Annotated in this window: 15 protein-coding genes; 14 read left to right on the top strand and 1 reads right to left on the bottom strand. The window is 53.0% G+C overall.

Translation table 11 applies throughout. The features are described from left to right. The first annotated feature begins 167 nt into the window (after nt 1–167). On the top strand, nt 168–2,540 hold the full coding sequence (locus tag JI735_RS02680; protein ID WP_039834958.1) for an S-layer homology domain-containing protein: 2,373 nt from the start codon (nt 168–170) through the stop codon (nt 2,538–2,540). A gap of 123 nt (nt 2,541–2,663) precedes the next feature. Here the strand turns inward: JI735_RS02680 and JI735_RS02675 are convergent, their stop codons facing one another. After that, the gene (locus tag JI735_RS02675) at nt 2,664–3,491 is read right to left on the bottom strand and encodes a TerC family protein (protein ID WP_039834959.1); all 828 of its coding nucleotides are present in this window, start codon (nt 3,489–3,491) and stop codon (nt 2,664–2,666) included. A 576-nt stretch (nt 3,492–4,067) separates the two neighbouring features. Between JI735_RS02675 and nifB the strand changes: the two genes are divergently transcribed. The 13 genes from nifB (at nt 4,068) to JI735_RS02615 (ending at nt 19,050) form a co-directional block, all read left to right on the top strand. Then, nucleotides 4,068–5,438 carry a nitrogenase cofactor biosynthesis protein NifB gene (gene nifB, locus JI735_RS02670; RefSeq protein ID WP_039834960.1) on the top strand — a complete coding sequence of 457 codons (1,371 nt, stop codon included), beginning with the start codon at nt 4,068–4,070 and terminating at the stop codon, nt 5,436–5,438. 6 nt (nt 5,439–5,444) lie between these two features. Then, nucleotides 5,445–6,311 (top strand): nitrogenase iron protein, encoded by an 867-nt coding sequence (gene nifH, locus JI735_RS02665; protein WP_019908852.1) that lies wholly within the window; start codon nt 5,445–5,447, stop codon nt 6,309–6,311. A gap of 134 nt (nt 6,312–6,445) precedes the next feature. Next, nucleotides 6,446–7,903 (top strand): nitrogenase molybdenum-iron protein alpha chain, encoded by a 1,458-nt coding sequence (nifD, locus tag JI735_RS02660; RefSeq protein ID WP_039834961.1) that lies wholly within the window; start codon nt 6,446–6,448, stop codon nt 7,901–7,903. Next, entirely contained in the window at nt 7,900–9,459 is a 1,560-nt protein-coding gene (nifK, locus tag JI735_RS02655) for a nitrogenase molybdenum-iron protein subunit beta (protein ID WP_020426654.1), read from the top strand. The genes nifD and nifK overlap by 4 nt, the downstream gene beginning before the upstream one ends. A 106-nt stretch (nt 9,460–9,565) precedes the next feature. Continuing rightward, the gene (locus JI735_RS36785) at nt 9,566–10,180 is read left to right on the top strand and encodes a nitrogenase component 1 (protein ID WP_267919118.1); all 615 of its coding nucleotides are present in this window, start codon (nt 9,566–9,568) and stop codon (nt 10,178–10,180) included. Then, nucleotides 10,111–10,929: a nitrogenase component 1 gene (locus JI735_RS02650; protein ID WP_267919117.1), complete on the top strand. Its 819-nt coding sequence runs from the start codon at nt 10,111–10,113 to the stop codon at nt 10,927–10,929. The genes JI735_RS36785 and JI735_RS02650 overlap by 70 nt, the downstream gene beginning before the upstream one ends. Beyond that, on the top strand, nt 10,919–12,247 hold the full coding sequence (nifN, locus tag JI735_RS02645) for a nitrogenase iron-molybdenum cofactor biosynthesis protein NifN (RefSeq protein WP_020426656.1): 1,329 nt from the start codon (nt 10,919–10,921) through the stop codon (nt 12,245–12,247). Before JI735_RS02650 ends, nifN begins: the two co-directional genes overlap by 11 nt. Continuing rightward, a complete protein-coding gene (gene nifX / locus JI735_RS02640) occupies nt 12,222–12,629 on the top strand; it encodes a nitrogen fixation protein NifX (protein WP_202677020.1) in 408 nt (135 codons plus the stop codon). The genes nifN and nifX overlap by 26 nt, the downstream gene beginning before the upstream one ends. After that, a complete protein-coding gene (locus tag JI735_RS02635) occupies nt 12,613–13,179 on the top strand; it encodes a DUF269 domain-containing protein (RefSeq protein WP_083886617.1) in 567 nt (188 codons plus the stop codon). Before nifX ends, JI735_RS02635 begins: the two co-directional genes overlap by 17 nt. 38 nt (nt 13,180–13,217) lie before the next feature. Then, complete coding sequence (locus JI735_RS02630; RefSeq protein WP_039834965.1) at nt 13,218–13,970, top strand: HesA/MoeB/ThiF family protein; 753 nt, start codon at nt 13,218–13,220, stop codon at nt 13,968–13,970. Beyond that, on the top strand, nt 13,967–15,109 hold the full coding sequence (locus JI735_RS02625) for a homocitrate synthase/isopropylmalate synthase family protein (protein ID WP_039834966.1): 1,143 nt from the start codon (nt 13,967–13,969) through the stop codon (nt 15,107–15,109). The genes JI735_RS02630 and JI735_RS02625 overlap by 4 nt, the downstream gene beginning before the upstream one ends. Before the next feature lie 603 nt (nt 15,110–15,712). Then, complete coding sequence (gene ltrA, locus JI735_RS02620) at nt 15,713–17,005, top strand: group II intron reverse transcriptase/maturase (RefSeq protein ID WP_202676244.1); 1,293 nt, start codon at nt 15,713–15,715, stop codon at nt 17,003–17,005. Between the two features lie 344 nt (nt 17,006–17,349). After that, complete coding sequence (locus JI735_RS02615) at nt 17,350–19,050, top strand: glycoside hydrolase family 13 protein (RefSeq protein WP_039838105.1); 1,701 nt, start codon at nt 17,350–17,352, stop codon at nt 19,048–19,050. Nucleotides 19,051–19,189 lie beyond the last annotated feature (139 nt).

Below are 19,189 nucleotides of genomic sequence, written 5' to 3'. Positions count from 1 at the left end.
ATGTTTCATCCGTTATGCCGCAGCACTGGCCTCTCTGCCGAATAGACAGATGGGGTCTTTTTTTGCGTAAACCTGTAGTTTCCTGTCGTAAATAAAATATGGAAAAAATAAGCATGAATCTTTATACTTAGGAGATTAATGGATGCATAATGAGGAGGATGAATTTTTTGGATAGACATGAACATACGAAAAACAGTTCCCCATTCGTTCATCACACGGTCAAAGCCGCGCTGATCTCTACAGTAGCTCTCTCCCTGCTGCTGCCTGGCGGACTGGCCGCAGCCGAGTCAGGCTCTGCCTCTGCGGTTGCTGTGCCATCAGTTATGGATGTTGGCGGACAAGCCGCAGTCACCCCCGATCCTTCCAAAGCTAAAATCACAGAGGATCAAGCCGTTGCCAAGACCAGGGAGCTGTTCCCGGTTCTGAAGGATGCAACGGTATCCGGTGTCCGTCTGGGAGAGGACAATTCCTGGCCGCCCAGCGGCAATCAGATGATCTGGAATATTTCGTGGAGTTATGAGATTGGCGGCACAAGCTATGGGTTTTCGACCCAGGTTGACGCGCTTACCGGGGATTTAATCAATACTTATGTCACGTATCCATTTTTGCAGCAGGATGCCTATTATCCGCCCAAATTGACGCGTGCCGATGCGCTGGAGCAGGCCCGGAAGTTTATTGCCAAAGCGGCGCCTTCCCTGGGGCCTGATGACATTCAGCTGACGGATAATGAGGCCATGAATCCGGTAGGGGGGAGCCTTTTCGGGACGGTGCAATACAATTTCTATTTCAAGCTCCTGAAGAATGGACTGCCTTCAGCTTCGGATGTACTCTCAATCACTGTAAACGGCAACGGTGATGTTCTCCAGTTCAATAAGACAGCCCCTGGGGTAGAGTATCCATCGGCCAAACCTGCTATTTCTTTGGACTCGGCGCAGAAGAAGTTTACGGACGGTTTTGCCGTAGGCCTGTACTATATTCCGGTGTATAAGGACAACACCATAGAGAAGTGGGTGCTGGGCTGGCGTCCACAGGAACAATCGCTGTATTCAATAAATGCCCAGACCGGTAAAAGTATAGACAACGAAGGGGCTGAAGCTTCCAGCTTACCGATAACATATGAAGCTGTGCCTCAGGCCAAGGAACGGTTTCAAGCGGCCAATACCGGCAAGGAGATTACCGCTGCGGAAGCTGCCAAGCTTGTGCAGCAGGTTGTAGCCATTCCGGCAGAACGCAAGCCGGACAATCAATCGCTGGGCACTGGCTACCCGAATACGAAGCAAAAGGTCTGGAGGCTGGCCTGGAGGGATAACAGCAACACACGCATGGCCGGATTTCCAGCCAGCTCTTATGCAGAGGTGGATGCGGCAACCGGCCAAATCTACCAGTATCAGCTGGAGCAATTTACCGGCAGCAAGGATGTGAAGCCACAGCCAGCACCTGCCGGAGGAAAGAAGCTGACCCAGGCCGAAGCCAAGCAGCAAGCCATATTACTTGTCAACCGTTTGTATGATCAGGCCAGCAGTGTTCTTAAGCTGGCTGAGCATGGCGGAACATGGAGTGTGCTTCCGGACGGCAAGGGCTTCCGTTTTCAATTTGTGCGCTATTATAACGGTATTCCGGTAAGTGATACAGGAGTAACGCTGGCAATGGATATTTACGGCAGGCTGGTAAGCTATTCTGCAGCAGGTCCGGATTTCTCAACGATACAGGGGCAGCCAACCCCGGCAATATCCCAAAGCGAGGCAGTGCAGAGCTACAAAGACCGCTATGCCATGAAGCTGCAATATAACCGCATAGGCGGAGTCTATAACAACATTGGATATGTAGAACCACAAGTAAAGCTGGTCTACAGCCCGCTGCCGGCCAACGAACAAGATCAGTCCGAAGTCCTGGATGCTGCTACGGGGAAATGGGTGAAAGTGTACGCCTATTCCGGCCAGAATGCGGGCACCCCTGCGGCAGTTGACCTGAAAGGCCATCCAGCCGAGCAGGCATTAACTGAGCTGGTGAAGTATGGTGTGCTTGTCCCTGATGCTGACGGCAAAATCAACCCGGATCAGGAAATCACTGTGGGTGATTGGTTTACCTTCATTGCCACAGCATCCACATCCAGCTACCAAGGGTACACGAATGGAACAGAACAGAAGACCGTAGCAGGGGTAAATCCGGACAGTGAATATTATAAGGCTGTCAGCTTCGCCGCAAATCACGAATGGATCAGCAAGGATACTGTGCTGCAGCCGGACAATAAGCTTAGCCGTGAACAGCTCGCTGTGCTGCTGGCCTCCTTTTTGCAATACAGCAAAATCTCTGTTTTTCTGGAAAATGACACAGCGGTGAGCAGCTTTAGTGACAGTGCCTCTATTAAAAACAAAGGTGCGGTAGCGCTGGCTGTGAAGCTGGGGCTCATGCAGGGAGACAACGGCAAATTCAATCCGCAGCAAAATGTAACCAAAGCTGGCGTTGCCACCGTCCTGATGAAGCTGGTGGAGCTGCAGGGCAAAGTTGACCAGAATATTGGCCAGCGGCAGCGTATGTAGCCTAAGAGGCGTACGTTATCAAAACATAGTACTTTCTCCACACCATGAGCAATAGCAAAGCCTGCCTCCCGCCATCAGGCGGGGAGCAGGCTTTTTATGTGGCTGGCTATGAACAGCTGCTATTTATTTGCCCAGCTGCTTATCGACTTCGCGGACAGGGTTTTCACCGACATTCTCTTCTGTCTTATGGCTGCTCATGAACCAGCCGGTGGCTGCAATAATGACAAGCACGACATAGAAGGTAGCTTTCCACAAGGTGCTGTGGGCGAAGTCCTCGGACAGGACACCCAGTGACGGATGAGCCAGGGTGATGACAGCCAGCTTAACGCCGACCCAGCCAACGATGAAGAATGCAGCAACTTCAAGACCTGGACGGGAGTGGAGCAGCTTGACGAAGAATGAGGCTGCAAACCGCATAATGACCAGTCCAATGAAGCCGCCGGCAAAAATAACGAGGAACTGGCCGCCGTCAAGGCCGCCGATCTTGCCCATTCCGCTTGGCGGAAGCGCGACGGCAAGCGCAACGGCCGCGAGGATAGAGTCAACGGCAAACGCAATATCCGCTACTTCAACCTTAAGTACTGTAAACCAGAAGCTGGATTTCTTTTTCTGTACGACTTCCTCAGTGCCGCTTTCCGCAGCCTCTTCAGTAACAGGCTTCTTAAACAGCACTTTCCGGAAGATGTGATTCCCCGCGATGAACAGGAGGTAGATGGCGCCAATGGCTTGTACCTGCCAGATGTCCACGAGATAAGAGATGACGAAAAGCGAACCGAAGCGGAACACGAATGCCCCGGCCAAACCATAGAACAAAGCTTTTTTACGTTCCTCATCAGGAAGGTGTTTAACCATGATTGCCAGTACCAGTGCGTTATCTGCGGCGAGCAACCCTTCCAGTGCTACGAGAACGAGTAATACCCATCCGTATTCTAATAATAATCCCCAATCCATTGCTGCTTCCTCCTCAATTGAATGTAAATACGGCTACAAAATTCCTGCGATACCAATATTTTAACCAAATATATATAAAAAAGACCTTTACCAAACAGATCAGCCTTTGGAATAAAGGTCTAACCTGATTGGTAAAGGTCTCGCTAACAATGTTCATTGCCGATAAAACCGGAGAACATCCTCACGTTCTCGTATTGACGATTTTATCTAACAGCTACTCCCCTTCACGGGATATATTAAATTTGATTGGTTACATGGTTGACTTAAAAGTATCATATACGACTTAAGAGCCGTTGTCAATGCCTGTGAGAACAAATATCAATAGAAATTGACTGCAATGGAAACGGAAACATGATACATATAAGTCAGATAACTTAACATATGATATGGCGAAACTGCAAACATAAGGAAAAATAGGGCTTTTTAAGTCTGAATACAATTGACGATGTACAGGAATGAAAATATGATGAGACTAATTAAAGCGGCCAAGCGAATTGTTGTTAGGAAACATAACATTCGTTTAATTGTTCCGCACAAATAAACTCTATTAATCAGGTCACTTTTAGGAGGTGGGAAATGATGCAGCCGTCGCCGTGTATATCAAGTGAAGCAGAGGAGGAGATCAGCCGCCACCCTTGCTACAGCGAGGAAGCCCATCGGTTTTATGCCAGGATGCACATCCCGGTAGCTCCCGCCTGCAACATCCAGTGCCATTACTGCAACCGCAAGTTTGACTGCGTGAATGAGAGCAGGCCTGGTGTGGTCAGTGAGGTGCTTACCCCGGAGCAGGCAGAACGCAAAGTGAAAGGGGTAGCCGCCCAGCTGATGCAGCTGTCGGTAGTGGGCATTGCCGGTCCCGGCGATCCGCTGGCGAATCCGGAGCAGACGTTCGACACCTTCGCCCGGGTGAAGAAGAATGTGCCTGATGTCTCCCTTTGCCTCAGCACCAACGGGTTAACGCTGTACCGGCATATCGATGAGATTGTGGAGCTTGGCATCCGCCATGTCACCATCACCATCAACGCCATCGATGCTGATGTCGGTCAAGCGATTTATCCCTGGGTGTTCGACGAGGGTGTGCGTTATGAAGGAAAAGCTGCCGCAGAACTGCTGATCAGCCGCCAGCTGAGGGGGCTTGAACTGCTGGCGAAGCTGGGGATTCTCGTCAAAGTGAATTCGATTATGATTCCTGGGGTCAACGATCATCATTTACCGGCAGTGTCCAAAAGAGTAAAAGAGCTCGGGGCCACACTGCACAACGTAACACCGCTGATTATCGCGCCGGGCAGCCAGTATGAGAAGGACGGGCGCAAAGCGCCCCGTCCGAAGGAACTGCACAATCTGCAGGAGCTTCTTGGACAGGGCGGCATGAAGGTGATGCGCCACTGCCGGCAATGCCGGGCTGACGCCATCGGGCTGCTGGGCCAGGACCGCAACCGGGACTTCCCGCTGGAAGCGATGGAGGCTGATCCGGTGATCAATACAGAAGCCAGAGCATTGTTTCAAGGAGAGCTGGATGTGAAGATCCGCGAACGGGTCCAAGCGAAGGAGGCGAGATTGTTGCGGGAGAATGCACCGAAGATCAGGGTCGCGGTGGCTACCAGAGGCGGCGACAAGGTCAATCAGCATTTCGGGCATGCCACGGAATTCCTGGTTTACGATACCGATGGAGCGGAGGTTCAGCTGCTCGGTGTCCGCAAGATACAGGCATACTGCCACGGCACAGCAGACTGCAACGGCGACAAAGCCGCCACGCTCCAAGAAATTATCTCTATTGTAAGTGATTGCCGCATTCTTCTCTGCTCCGGAATCGGCGATAGTCCCCGTGCCAGCCTGAACAAAGCCGGGGTCCTGCCGCTTGTCCGCAAAGGCGGAATACAGGAAGCGATTCTCGAAAGTGTGAAGTACAGCTCTTATTTTGAAAATATAAACATTTCGAAGGGATGATGAATGATGAGACAAATAGCTTTCTACGGTAAAGGCGGTATCGGTAAATCCACAACCTCCCAAAACACTTTGGCCCAGCTCGCAACCAAATTCAAACAAAGAATTATGATCGTAGGCTGTGACCCGAAGGCAGACTCGACCCGCCTGATTCTGAACACCAAGGCACAGAACTCGGTGCTGGAGCTGGCAGCCGAACTGGGCTCGGTAGAGGATTTGGAACTGGAGGATGTGCTGCAGACCGGCTTTGGCGACATTATCAATGTAGAGTGCGGCGGACCTGAACCGGGTGTAGGCTGCGCAGGGCGCGGTATCATTACTGCCATCAACTTCCTGGAGCAGGAAGGCGCCTATCAGGATCTGGACTTTGTATCCTATGACGTATTGGGCGACGTTGTATGCGGCGGTTTCGCCATGCCGATCCGTGAAGGCAAAGCCCAAGAGATCTATATCGTATGTTCCGGTGAAATGATGGCGATGTACGCGGCCAACAACATTGCACGCGGTATCCTGAAATATGCTACCAGCGGCGGCGTGAGACTGGGCGGACTGATCTGCAACAGCCGCAACACCGACCGTGAAGACGAGCTGATCATGGAGCTGGCCCGTCGTCTGAACACGCAAATGATCCACTTCGTTCCCCGCGACAACATCGTTCAGCATGCCGAGCTGCGCAGAATGACGGTAGCCCAATATAACCCTGCCCATCAACAAGCTAAAGAATATGAAATTCTGGCTGAAAAAATCCTCAACAACAAAATGCTGACCATCCCTACCCCGATTTCAATGGAAGAACTGGAAGAGCTGCTGATGGAATTCGGCATCATCGAAGATGAAGAAGCTGCACTCAAGAAGCTGCAGGCTTCCGGCCAATAAGACGGCAAGCCGTGATTACCCGGCCATCCGGTGAACGGGAGTGGAGAGACGGCCTTCACCGGATGACCTTTCAGTGGCCTTAAGGCCACGCAGGCGGCTCAAGCATCCTGCACCAGGAAAAGGAGGGGCAATGAATGGGACTGAATATCGAGGAGAATAAGAAAATAGTAGAAGAGGTTCTGGAAGCCTACCCCAAAAAAGCAAAGAAGGACCGCGAGAAGCATTTCCAGATCAATACCGAAGAAGCCCAATCCTGCGGCACCTGTGCCCTGAAGTCTAATATTAAATCCCGTCCCGGGGTAATGACGCCGCGCGGCTGCTCCTTTGCGGGCTCCAAAGGTGTGGTATGGGGGCCGATCAAGGATATGGTTCATATCAGCCACGGTCCTATCGGCTGCGGACAGTACAGCTGGGGCACACGCCGCAACTATGCCAATGGCACGCTGGGGATCGACAATTTTACGGCTATGCAGATTACGAGTGATTTCCAGGAAACGGACATTGTTTTCGGCGGTGACAAAAAGCTGGAAGTGATTATACGCGAGATCACGGAAATGTTCCCCCTCGCCAAAGGGATCTCTGTACAATCCGAATGCCCGGTCGGTCTGATCGGCGATGATATTGAAGCGGTATCCAAAAAAATGGCCAAAGAGCTGGATATGCCGATTGTGCCAGTACGCTGCGAAGGATTCCGCGGCGTCAGCCAGTCGCTGGGCCACCACATCGCCAATGATGCCATCCGCGATTTCGTGCTGGGCAAAGCCGAACTGGCTGAAACCGGCCCTTATGATGTCAATATTATCGGCGACTATAATATCGGCGGCGATGCATGGGCTTCCCGTATTCTGCTGGAAGAAATGGGCCTTCGCGTCATTGCCCAGTGGTCCGGCGACGGTACCCTGAACGAGCTGGAAATTGCCCATAAGGCGAAGCTGAATCTGATTCACTGCCACCGCTCCATGAACTACATGGTGGATCATATGGAGAAGGCCTATGATATTCCGTGGATGGAATACAATTTCTTCGGACCGTCCAAGACTTATGAGAGTCTGCGCGCTATCGCAGCGCGGTTCGATGCAACGATCCAGGAGAACTGTGAGAAAATGATTGCGAAACACAAACCGGCAATGGATGCCATTATTAATAAATACAAACCGCGTCTGGAGAATAAAAAGGTGCTGCTGATGATCGGCGGTCTGCGTTCCCGTCATACGATTGGAGCATACGAGGATCTGGGCATGGATATCGTAGCTTCCGGTTATGAATTTGCCCATAAGGATGATTACGAAAGAACCTTCCCTATGATGAAGGAAGGCACCATCATTATGGATGACCCTACCGCTTATGAGCTGGAAGAGCTGGCCCAGAAGCTGAATGTCGATCTGGTAGGCTCGGGCGTCAAGGAAAAATATGTGTACCACAAGATGGGCGTTCCGTTCCGCCAGATGCATTCCTGGGACTACAGCGGCCCGTATCACGGCTTTGACGGGTTCAAAATTTTCGCCAAGGACATGGATATGACCGTAAACAGTCCGGTATGGAATCTGATCCGCAAGAAGGAAAAAGCACAGAAAGAGGGGGCGGGCGTATGAGCAGGGACAGACTGGAAATTCCAGACTACAACTCATTATTCTCCGAAGAACGCTACGTTCAGCAGCGGGCAAACAAAAAGCAGTTTGAAGCACCCTGCAGCGAACAGGATACAGCAGAAGCACTCGCCTACTCCAAATCCGCAGAATATATGCAAAAAAACTTTGACCGCAAAGCTGTGGTCATCAACCCTCATAAAGCCTGCCAGCCGCTGGGTTCAGTGATGGCTGCGCTTGGCTTCGAGAAAACACTGCCGTTCGTTCATGGCTCACAGGGCTGCAACTCTTATTTCCGCAGTCATCTCAGCCGGCACTTCAAAGAGCCTACGCCTGCCGTCTCTTCTTCGATGACCGAGGACGCGGCGGTATTCGGCGGGATGAACAATCTGATCGACGGCTTGGAGAACAGCATCGCATTGTATAAGCCGGAGATGATTGCTCTCTGTACTACCTGCATGGCTGAAGTCATCGGTGATGACCTGTCTTCTTTTATCGGCAATGCCCGGATCAAGGGAGCCATTACAGAAGATTTCCCGGTAGCCTTCTGCAACACGCCAAGCTTTGTCGGTTCGCATATTACAGGTTATGATTCCATGCTGAAAGGCATTTTGAGCTACCTGTATGAACGCTCAGGCGTTCAGGCTAACCCTGGAAGCGGCGAAGAGGCGGGCGAGAAGCTGAATGTGATGCTTGGGTTTGAGCCTTACACCGGCAACTTTGCTGAAATCCGTAAAATTCTCGAGGCCTTCGATACCAAATATACGCTTCTGGGAGATCACAGCGGCAACTATGACTCTCCGGCCACAGGCGAGTATGAATATTACTACGGCGGCACGAAGCTCGCTGATGTGCCTCTGGCAGCCAATGCTCTCGGTACATTGTCACTGCAGAAATACACATTGAAGAAAACACAGGATTTCATCAGCGGCACCTGGAACCAGCAGCTCACTGCATTGTCCACACCGCTGGGGATTACCGGCACGGATAAGCTGCTGGATGCCGTCAGTGAGCTGACAGGCCTTCCCGTTCCGGCTTCTCTAATGGAGGAACGCGGCCGGGTAGTGGATGCCCTGACGGACAGCCATCCTTATCTGCACGGCAAACGGGTTGCGCTCGTAGGCGATCCGGACCTGTTGATCGGACTCATCGGATTCTGCCTGGAGATTGGCATGGAGCCGGTTCATATCGTCTGCTCCAATGGCGATGTCGATTTTAATGAAGTGAAATTCAAGGACGAAGCAGAGGCGCTTCTGGCTTCCAGTCCTTACGGTTCCGAAGCGGCCCTGTACATCGGCAATGACCTGTGGCATATGCGTTCGCTGCTGATCAACGATCCGGTTGACCTGGCAATCGGCAGCTCGCATCTGAAATTTGCCGCCAAGGATGCGGGTGTGCCCCTGGTTCGCGTAGGCTTCCCGATTCTGGACCGTCATCATATGCACCGTTATCCGATCATCGGCTATCAGGGCACGCTGAACCTGTTGAGCTTGCTCGTGAATACGGTCCTTGATGAGCTTGACCGCAACAACTCCGGCTTTAACTATGATTTGGTGCGGTGATATTTGAATAAATATAAAAGGAATTTTGCAATCATGTGCAATGGCCGCCTGAGCAGCGCGAGGTTTGCGTGAAGCAAGCAACTTTAGCGAAGGAGATGAAGAGCCGATGGACCCTGTTCGAAAAGACGAATTTGATTCCGGGGCTTGCGGGAGCCTGGCCCCGAAAGTACGGCCCTGTCCACGGCCCAAACCGGGCGAAGCGGCTGGAGGCTGCTCCTTCGACGGAGCCCAAATTACACTGCTGCCGATTATGGACGCTGCGCATCTTGTCCATGGTCCGATTGCCTGTGCCGGGAACAGCTGGGAGAGCAGGGGGACCCTGTCCAGCGGGCCCTCCCTGTCCCAATATGGCTTTGCTACGGATCTGACCGATTCCGATATTATTTTTGGCGGAGAAAAGAAACTGAAGGACAGTATTGACTATATTGCCGGGCGCTTTGCGCCTCCGGCAATATTTGTATATTCAACCTGTGTGACTGCCCTGACCGGTGAAGACATGGATGCCGTCTGCAAGACGGCTGCGGAGCGGCTCGGTATACCGGTCATCCCGGTGAACAGCCCCGGATTTGTCGGAAGCAAAAATCTCGGCAACCGGCTGGCCGGAGATGCGCTGCTCCAGTATGTCATTGGTACAGGGGAGCCCTCCCCGATATGCCCATGGGGATCAATCTTATCGGCGAATACAATATCGCCGGCGAGATGTGGGATATCGAGAAGCTGATGAACAGTGCCGGTATTTCAGTAACCTCACGGATAACAGGAGATGCCCGCTACAAGGAGGTCACCTGGGCGCACCGCGCCAAGGTGAACATGGTTGTCTGCAGCCGGGCCTTACTTGGACTCGCCAGGGAAATGGAGTCCAGATACGGCATCCCCTATTTCGAAGGCTCTTTTTACGGAGCCAAGGAGACGACTTATTCGCTGCGGCAAATGGCCTATCTGATGAATGACCGTGATATGGAGCGCCGGGTAGACCGGCTAACCGAGCGTGAAGAGGCCCGGCTCAGCCAGGAGCTGCGTCCTTACCGCAAAATTCTGAAAGGAAAGAAAGCGGTGCTCTATACCGGCGGCGTCAAGAGCTGGTCGGTCATTTCCGCACTGAAGGAGCTGGGCGTTCAGGTGGTGGGCGTCGGAACGAACAAAAGCACAGAGGATGATGTCCGGCGGATCGCTGACCGTGTAGGTGACGATACCGAATATATTCCCGAGGGCGGTGCCGGCCGCATCCTCAAGACGGTCCGGGAACGCAAAGCCGATATGATGATCGCGGGCGGCCGCAATATGTATGTTGCGATGAAGGAACAGATTCCGTTCATTGATATCAACCAGGAGCGGCATAAAGCGTATGCGGGCTATGAAGGACTTCTGCGGCTCGCCAAGGAACTGACCTATTCGCTGGCCAATCCGATCTGGAAGCTGGCTGCCAGCCCGGCTCCGTGGGATAAGGAGGCGCCTCCCTATGACCGTTAACCGAAGAAGGAAGCCGGCTTCGGTCAATCCGATCAAGACCGGCCAGTCGCTCGGCGCCGTGCTGGCCCTGCAGGGCTGCTACCGTGCCATGCCTCTGCTGCACGGCTCACAGGGCTGTTCCGCTTTTCCCAAGGCGCTGCTGACCCGGCATTTCCGTGAGCCGATTGCAGTACAGACCTCCGCCCTGCAGGAGATGGACGTGATCTTCGATGCCAACCGCAATCTGGAGGAAGCTCTTAATCTGGTGCTTAGCAAGCACCGCCCCGATATCATCGGGATCATCGGAACGGAACTGACCGATGTCGCCGGGGTGGATTACCAGAGTATGCTCAAGTCCTACAAGCGGGAGCGGAATATGCGCGGGGGGCTTGCCTTTTCCGTGGTGCTGCCGGACTTCCGGGGCTCGCTGGAATCGGGCTTCAGCGCAGCGGTGGAGTCGATGATCGATGAAATGATCCAGCAGGTGGGCCACCGGGGTTCGAGAAGTGTGAATACCCGGCAGATTACGCTGCTGCCCGGATCTTTTTTGACACCTGCCGATGTGATGGAACTGAAGGAGATGATTTCTTCCTTCGGGTTCGAGGTGATCGCGCTGCCGGATATCTCGACCTCCTTGTCAGGACATTTGCTGACCGGGTTCTCCCCGCTGACCCGGGGCGGTGTGCCGCTGGATTCCATGCTGCAGAGCCTGCAGTCCGGGCTTACGATCGCCATCGGCGGCAGCATGGAGCGTCCGGCAAGAAGACTTCATAATGCGCTGGGTACGCCCTATAAGGTATTTACGCATGCGATGGGGCTGAAGGCTTCCGACGAGCTGCTGCATTTTCTGCATCAGATCAGCGGAGAGCCGGTACCGCTGCGTTATTGCTGGCAGCGCGAGAATCTGCTCGACAGCATGCTTGATGCGCATTTCCAGTTTGCGGGCATGTCTGCCATCGCTGCACTGGAGCCGGATCATCTCTGCTCGGTCTCGGGTTGGCTTGAGGAGCTGGGTGTGGAGCAGAAGGCGCTGATTGCCTCCTATGAAACACCGCTGGTTGCAGGGATGGAGCGCGAGGTGTGGATAGGGGATCTGGATGATGCCGAAGTGCTGGGCAAGGGGGCTGATCTGTGGATCAGCAATTCGCACGGTATCGCCGGAGCGCAGCGGATTGCTGCTGCATTTATGCCGGCGGGGTTCCCGGTATGGAATGAGCTGGGCGCATATATGTCTGTCTCCGTAGGATACAGAGGCGCCATGGAGTGGAGCAACAAAGCAGGGAATTTGTTAATGCAGAGGGAGGCTGGGCACCGTGAAAGTAGCGTTCGCCACAGATGATGGAAGCCGTGTGAATGCCCATTTCGGGCAAAGCCCAATGTTCGCTGTATATAATGTGACCAAAAATGGCGGTGAACTGGTAGAGCTGCGCAAGCTGCCGGCTGTTCTGAATCAGGATGAAGCCGGTAAAATTGACTGCCGCCTGACGGCTGTAGAAGATTGCACACTGATCTTCATCATGCAGATAGGCGCTTCAGCCGCCGCGCGGGTGACACGCCGCAAGATTATGCCGGTTAAGGTTCCATTCGGCAGCCCGATTGATGAGCAGGTGAAACGTCTGGTTGAGATGCTTCAGGGCAAGCCGCCGATGTGGCTGGCCAAAGTGCTGCGTGCGGAAGAAGACACGGTGAAAGGGGAGGAAGGGGATGGAACCATTGGCTGATGGAAAGATGGCAGTTCAGGTCGGACTTTTCCGGGAGGGGGCGGCGGTGAAACCCCGCCGCCGCAAAGTTGTAAAGGAGCTGGATCAGGGTACGGCGGATGCTTTCGTCCGCCGTTTGTGCAATCTGCTCGATACGGCTGATTTCTTCGGACGGCATGCCGCGCTGTCTCCGCAGGAGAAAATCGCCAAGCTGTTCCTGGCTTCCGCCGAGGACAAGAATAAATCGGACTTCAACTGTGCCGTATCTCCGAAGGTCCGCCAGCAGGTTCCGATTTTGTTCCAGGCTATCGCCGGAGTCATGGAAGAGAAGAGCGGAGCCATGGTGCAAAGCACCGCTGAGATTAATGTGGAGGGTTTTGGACGGGGGCTGCTGTATACCGGGCGTGTGATTCTGGTGCTGAAGAGCCTGCGGGCCGGTGCCCCTTTCCCGTTCACTTCAGAGGAGAAGACCATCCGCTACGGGGTGGAATGTGTCGAGGAAGGACTGGCTTTTTTGGAAAAATATAAGGAAATGACCGCATGCCACGGATTGTTCAGCCTTGAAGGCTAACGCTGCAAATTGATGATCAGTCACAAGGGGGGACGGGGATGGAGCCGCTTGCCGGAGGTTTGGAGCTGGAACGGTATGCCCGGCAGCTTAAGCTGCTCGGGGAAGAAGGGCAAAAGGCGCTGAAGGAAGCGACGGTGATGGTGGCCGGAATTGGCGGGCTGGGGGGAACGGCTGCGCTGTATCTGGCTGCGGCGGGTGTCGGCAGGCTTATTTTGGCCCATGAAGGGATTGTTGTCCCGCCTGATCTGAACCGGCAGATTCTGATGGATACGGATCACCTGAAGATGGAACGCATGAGTACAGCGATTGCCCAGCTGAAGCGTCTGAACCCGCATGTCGAAATTGAGGGCCACAATGCCAGAATTGAAATTCCTCTTGCCCGGCCCTGGGTGCAGGACGCTGATATTGTGATTGACGCCCGTTATGACTTTCCCGAGCGATATGCGCTGAACCGTCTGTGTGTAGATACCGGAACGCCTATGGTGGAAGCTGCTATGTATGGTTTTGAGATTTCCCTCACAACGGTCGTTCCCGGTGTAACCCCCTGCCTGGAATGCCTGTACCCGGATGTGGCGCCCCAGTGGGAGCCGCTTGGATTTCCAGTTCTGGGAGCCACCTCCGGAATTGCGGGTTGTCTGGCTGCGCTGGAAGCCGTAAAATGGATTACAGGGGTAGGGACAACTTATGCGGGCGTAATGCATCGCTTCAGCTCACTCGACTTCGCCTGTTACAGCGTCCATATTTCCCGTAATCCGAAATGCGCTTGCTGCGGAGAAGGAGGTACACCGTGAAAAGTCTCAAGCTATGTGACACGACACTGCGGGATGGCGAACAGGCGGCTGGAGTATCATTCACGAGGGCGGAAAAGCTGGAAATCGCAAAGTTGCTGTCGGAGTGCGGAGTGGAGCAGGCAGAGGTAGGGATTCCTGCCATGGGTACGCGGGAGCAGGAGGATATTGCGGCGATTGCCGGATTGAACCTCCCGATGAAGCTGATGACCTGGAACCGCTCGCTGCCGGGGGATATCGACAAGGCGCGGGCGACAGGAGTTAACTGGAGCCACGTGTCCATTCCTGTTTCGGAGATTCAGCTGCAAGGCAAGCTGGGGCTCTCAACAGATGAGGGACTGAACAAACTGCTGGGTGCGGCGGAGTATGCCCTTTCGCTGGGCATGACGGTATCGGTGGGCATGGAGGATTCATCAAGAGCCGATATGGGTTTTCTGGTCCGGCTGGTGAATTCGCTGCACCGGGAAGGCATCCGCAGGTTCCGGTATGCGGATACTGTGTCGGCGCATCATCCGGGACAGATTGCCGGGCGCGTAAGCACGCTGCTCGGTGAAGTTCCCGGTGATGTCGAGCTGGAGGTGCACTGCCATAACGATTTTGGCCTGGCATGTGCAAATACGCTGAGCGGCATTGCCGCAGGTGCGGTCTGGGCCAGCACCACGGTTGCCGGGATTGGAGAACGCACCGGCAACGCAGCCATGGAGGAAGTAGCGATGGCCTGGCACCACCTTTACGGCGGGGATAGCAGCGTAAGATTCGATCTGCTCAAAGGTTTGGCGGACAAGGTGATTGCCGCTTCCGGCCGCAGCGTGGGCGATGCCAAGCCGATCGTGGGCCAGCTGGCTTTTACCCATGAGTCGGGAATCCACGTGGATGGGCTGATGAAGGAGAGGGCTACCTATCAGACCTTTGATCCCTCGGAGGTAGGCCGGAGCCACCGTTTTGTACTGGGCAAGCATTCCGGCACCGGCGGCGTGGCCCATGTGCTGGACCAGTTGGGCCTGACAATCACACCTGACACCGCAGGGCGTCTGCTGGTGCGGGTCCGCGAATATGCCGAGTCCCACAAAGGCACGGTTCCTGAGTATATGCTGGTGCAGTGGCTGATGGAAGAGCAGCAGCGGGCACAGAATGTGGTTTAGGAACAACATTCATAATCATGTATCAAACAGCTCCTGGTTATTTAAGCGGGAGCTGTTTTTTTGTTGTTGGCGTGCCCAGAAGTACGCATTATCTAGTTGGTGAAAGTCCAACCAAGGGAGGGACCAAGCCACCTTTGTAGCTAGGATGCTTGCATATGGCGAAATCTGTGTGTAAAAGCGCATCGACAAAAGTATCAGTCAGAGACTGGGCGAGCAACAATCCAGGCCGCAACATCAAGTGAATCCTGCCGCGTCGTCAAAAAGGCCCTGCGAAGGGGAACAGAGGGAGCCGAGTCCCGCAACTATGGACGAAGGCCAAGGAAACTGTGCAGAACTTGGAACAGCAGTGAAGAACCCTCCGGCGTAATGGGAACGGCATGGATTGAAAGATAGTGCAGTGAACTGGGGAGACCCTCCCCCACACGGGAGAATTTTTTTTGTAGGAACCCGTAAAGAGACGCTCTATAAGTCCAGAAGACGAAGTGAACCGTCTGTGGGAAGGGAGTCCGAGGGGCTCATAGTACCGAAGAACCTAAGGACAACATAACCTTAGGGAGGGAAGGAGCCCTGCTTTGTTTATGCTTTTGGAGGAGGTACGAGTGAGTGAATGCCAAAGGGCTAACGACACCAAAGGAAAAAGTTCAAGAACTCCAAGAAAAGCTAGGTCATGCGGCCAAGGAGAACAGCAAGCGTAAATTCCATGCCCTGTACGACAAAATCCACCGCTGGGACGTGCTGTGCGAAGCCTGGAAACGGGTGAAGGCGAATAAGGGGGCTGCAGGAGTAGATGCCGTGACGCTCGCAGATATTGAGGAACAAGGAGAAACAAGCTTCCTCAAGGCTTGCGAGAGAGAATTGAAAGAAGGCAACTACTATCCCCAGCCCGTACGGCGGCACTTTATCCCAAAGAAAGACGGGAAGCTAAGACCGCTGGGCATACCCACTGTTCGCGACCGAGTCATACAGATGGCAACTAAGCTGGTAATTGAACCCATCTTCGAAGCAGACTTCGAAGAAGTCTCTTACGGATTTCGTCCGAAACGAAGTGCGAAAGGAGCGTTGGAACGAATTCGGAAAGCCTGCAACCGCAAAGGGAATTGGGTAGTCGACGTCGATATCCAAGGTTACTTCGACAATATTAATCAAGAGAAGCTCATGAAATTGATACAGATGCGTATCAATGACAGGCGGATCCTGAAATTAATACGGAAGTGGCTACAGGCGGGAGTCATGGAAGAAGGAAACGTAAAGCGATCTGATTTAGGCACTCCGCAAGGTGGCGTCATTTCACCGCTGCTGGCGAATATCTACCTGCACTACTTTGACCGATTGTGGGAGAAACACGGAAGTGGATTGGGAGAGCTGACAAGGTATGCAGACGACTTTGTAGTGGTCTGCAAAACCAAAAAGGACGCCGAACATGCGTATGAACTCATACGCAGAATCATGGAACGTCTGGAACTCACCCTACACCCGACGAAAACCCGAATTGTAGGCTTGTGGACAGGAGACGAAGGGTTCGACTTTTTAGGAATGCACCACCGAAAAACGAAAGCAGAAACTTCTCAAGGGAAGGTATATTATACCACGCAACAGTGGCTAACGAAGAAGGCAGAGGAACGGATCCGAGGCGTGGTCAAAAACAGATTAGCACCGCCGAGCATGCGCTCAAGATCGTTCGCGGAACAGGTGGAATGGCTCAATCCAAAAATTCAAGGATGGAGAAATTACTACTACACGAACTATAGCCAAAAGAGGTTAACTAAGCTGGATTGGTATATTTTGCAGAGATTAACCCGGTGGTATGCGAAGAAGAGACAACGTAGAAGATGGATGAGTTCATTATCTGAGGTTAAGTATATTGCCAACATGTATGGACTGAAAACGCTATTGTGATCTGCATGCCCATGAATGACAAACATCGGAAAGCCGTATGAGGGAAAACCTCACGTACGGTTTGATGAGGAGGGGCTGGTTTAAATCCAGCCCTTTACTCTAGTACGGGAGATTATGCAGTGCCGAAACATGCGGATATCCTGAAAGCTTCAGATGATATGGGCGGTGCAGGAGGATTGGACTCCATTTAGCTGAGTGAAGCGGACAGAGATTAATCAATCATGGAGGATTCGCTGCTGAGTAACGCATGTGAAGCAATGATTTATCAAAATTTGTTATTCTCTTCCGCCAGTGTGGTTAAGATATACTAATATGTCTGAAATGCAGAAGCGGAGGGAATCCTTGTGAATCCAAAATGGTGGAAGGAAAGTGTCGTATACCAGATTTATCCGATCAGCTTCATGGATAGTAACGGTGACGGGATTGGAGATCTGCGCGGGATTATGTCCAAGCTGGATTATTTGCAGGATCTGGGCGTGGATGTGATCTGGATCTGTCCGATTTATAAATCTCCAAATCATGACAACGGCTATGATATCAGTGATTATTGCGACATTATGAAGGAATTCGGGACGATGGATGATTTTGACCGGCTGCTGCGGGAGCTGCACTCGCGCGGAATGAAGCTGATGATGGATCTGGTGCTGAACCATACGTCCCATCAGCATCCCTGGTTTATTGAATCCAGAAGCTCGAAGGATAATCCCAAACGGGATTACTACATCTGGAGAAAAGGCAAAAACGGCGGTCCGCCGAATAACTGGGAGTCCTATTTCAGCGGTTCGGTCTGGGAGCTTGATCCCAAGACGGATGAATATTATCTGCATCTCTATTCTAAATTCCAGCCGGATCTGAACTGGGAAAACCCCGCCGTGATTGACAAGCTGCATGAAATGGTGCAGTGGTGGCTGAAAAAAGGGGTCGACGGCTTCCGGTTTGATGCAATCGCCCATATTGTGAAAAAAGGCGGATATCCCGACGCCTTGAATCCCCATGGAACGGCAACGGTGCGGGCGTATGATATGTTCTCCAATCTGGAGCATGTGCACACGCTGCTGCGCAACCTGAACGATCAGGTGCTCTACTTCTACGATATCATGACGGTCGGCGAAACCTCGGGTCTGGGCCCGGAGCAGGCCCTGGATTATGTCGGGGATGGACGCCGCGAGCTGAATATGACCTTTCAATTCGAGCATATGAATCTGGATTGCGCCGCGCCCGGCGGAGGAAAATGGGATACGGTACCCTGGAGCCTCCTGGAGCTTAAGAAGATTATCAGCAATTGGCAGACGGTCCTGCACGGCAAAGGCTGGAACGCCAACTATTTGTGCAACCATGACCAGCCGCGCTCGGTTTCCCGGTTCGGCAATGATCTGTATTACCGCATCCCCTCGGCCAAAATGCTGGCTACCTTCATTCACATGCTGGAGGGAACGCCTTATATCTATCAGGGTGAGGAGCTCGGGATGACGAATGCGGGTTTTGAGTCGATTGATGATTACCGGGATGTGGAGACGCTGAATTATTATGAAGAAAAACGTACGAATGGCGTTCCCGAAGCCGACATCATGGCCGCGATCCACAAAAAAAGCCGGGACAATGCCCGCACGCCGATGCAGTGGGACGATGGGGAGAACGGCGGGTTTACAACAGGCGTGCCATGGATCCGGGTGAACTCCAATTCCAGGGAGATCAATGCAGCGAGCGCGGTCAGGGACCCGGATTCGATCTATCATTACTACAAGAAGCTGATTGAGCTGCGAAAAAAACATCAGGTCATTGTCTACGGCGACTATACCCTGCTGCTGGAAGAGCATCCGGAAATTTATGCGTATACGCGCACGCTGGAGGAGCAGCGGCTGCTGGTAATCCTGAATTTTTTTGAGCGGGAGCCGGTATTTGAGCTGCCGGAGGATTTTCAGCCGGAGAAGCTGGAGCTGCTGATTTCCAATTACACGCCGAATAAAGAGGAAGACCTGCAGAGCCTGAAGCTCCGGCCTTATGAAGCGAGAGTCTATTTGCAGCGGCAGAGCCAGGTGAGATGAACTTAAAAAATTCGTAAAAGGGTAGAAGTGCGGAGGGGAAGTTGGAACTGAAGGAGCGGAAGCGCCCGCCTGAAAGCTTTTTGTAGGAAAGCCCGCACCGGAAGTATAATCAGTCACCGGATTTCAACTGCGGCCGAAA

Source organism: Paenibacillus sonchi (assembly GCF_016772475.1).
Taxonomy (GTDB): Bacteria; Bacillota; Bacilli; order Paenibacillales; family Paenibacillaceae; genus Paenibacillus_AQ; species Paenibacillus_AQ sonchi.
This window is presented reverse-complemented; position numbering and strand designations above follow the sequence as displayed.

What these genes read in the sequence shown, in the direction of transcription:
- nifK (WP_020426654.1), top strand. Translation starts at nt 7,900, where the DNA reads ATGAGCAGGGACAGACTGGAAATTCCAGACTACAACTCATTATTCTCC.
- JI735_RS36785 (WP_267919118.1), top strand. Translation starts at nt 9,566, where the DNA reads ATGGACCCTGTTCGAAAAGACGAATTTGATTCCGGGGCTTGCGGGAGC.
- JI735_RS02675 (WP_039834959.1), bottom strand. Translation starts at nt 3,491, where the DNA reads ATGGATTGGGGATTATTATTAGAATACGGATGGGTATTACTCGTTCTC.
- JI735_RS02630 (WP_039834965.1), top strand. Translation starts at nt 13,218, where the DNA reads ATGGAGCCGCTTGCCGGAGGTTTGGAGCTGGAACGGTATGCCCGGCAG.
- nifD (WP_039834961.1), top strand. Translation starts at nt 6,446, where the DNA reads ATGGGACTGAATATCGAGGAGAATAAGAAAATAGTAGAAGAGGTTCTG.
- nifB (WP_039834960.1), top strand. Translation starts at nt 4,068, where the DNA reads ATGATGCAGCCGTCGCCGTGTATATCAAGTGAAGCAGAGGAGGAGATC.
- nifH (WP_019908852.1), top strand. Translation starts at nt 5,445, where the DNA reads ATGAGACAAATAGCTTTCTACGGTAAAGGCGGTATCGGTAAATCCACA.
- JI735_RS02650 (WP_267919117.1), top strand. Translation starts at nt 10,111, where the DNA reads ATGCCCATGGGGATCAATCTTATCGGCGAATACAATATCGCCGGCGAG.
- JI735_RS02635 (WP_083886617.1), top strand. Translation starts at nt 12,613, where the DNA reads ATGGAACCATTGGCTGATGGAAAGATGGCAGTTCAGGTCGGACTTTTC.
- nifN (WP_020426656.1), top strand. Translation starts at nt 10,919, where the DNA reads ATGACCGTTAACCGAAGAAGGAAGCCGGCTTCGGTCAATCCGATCAAG.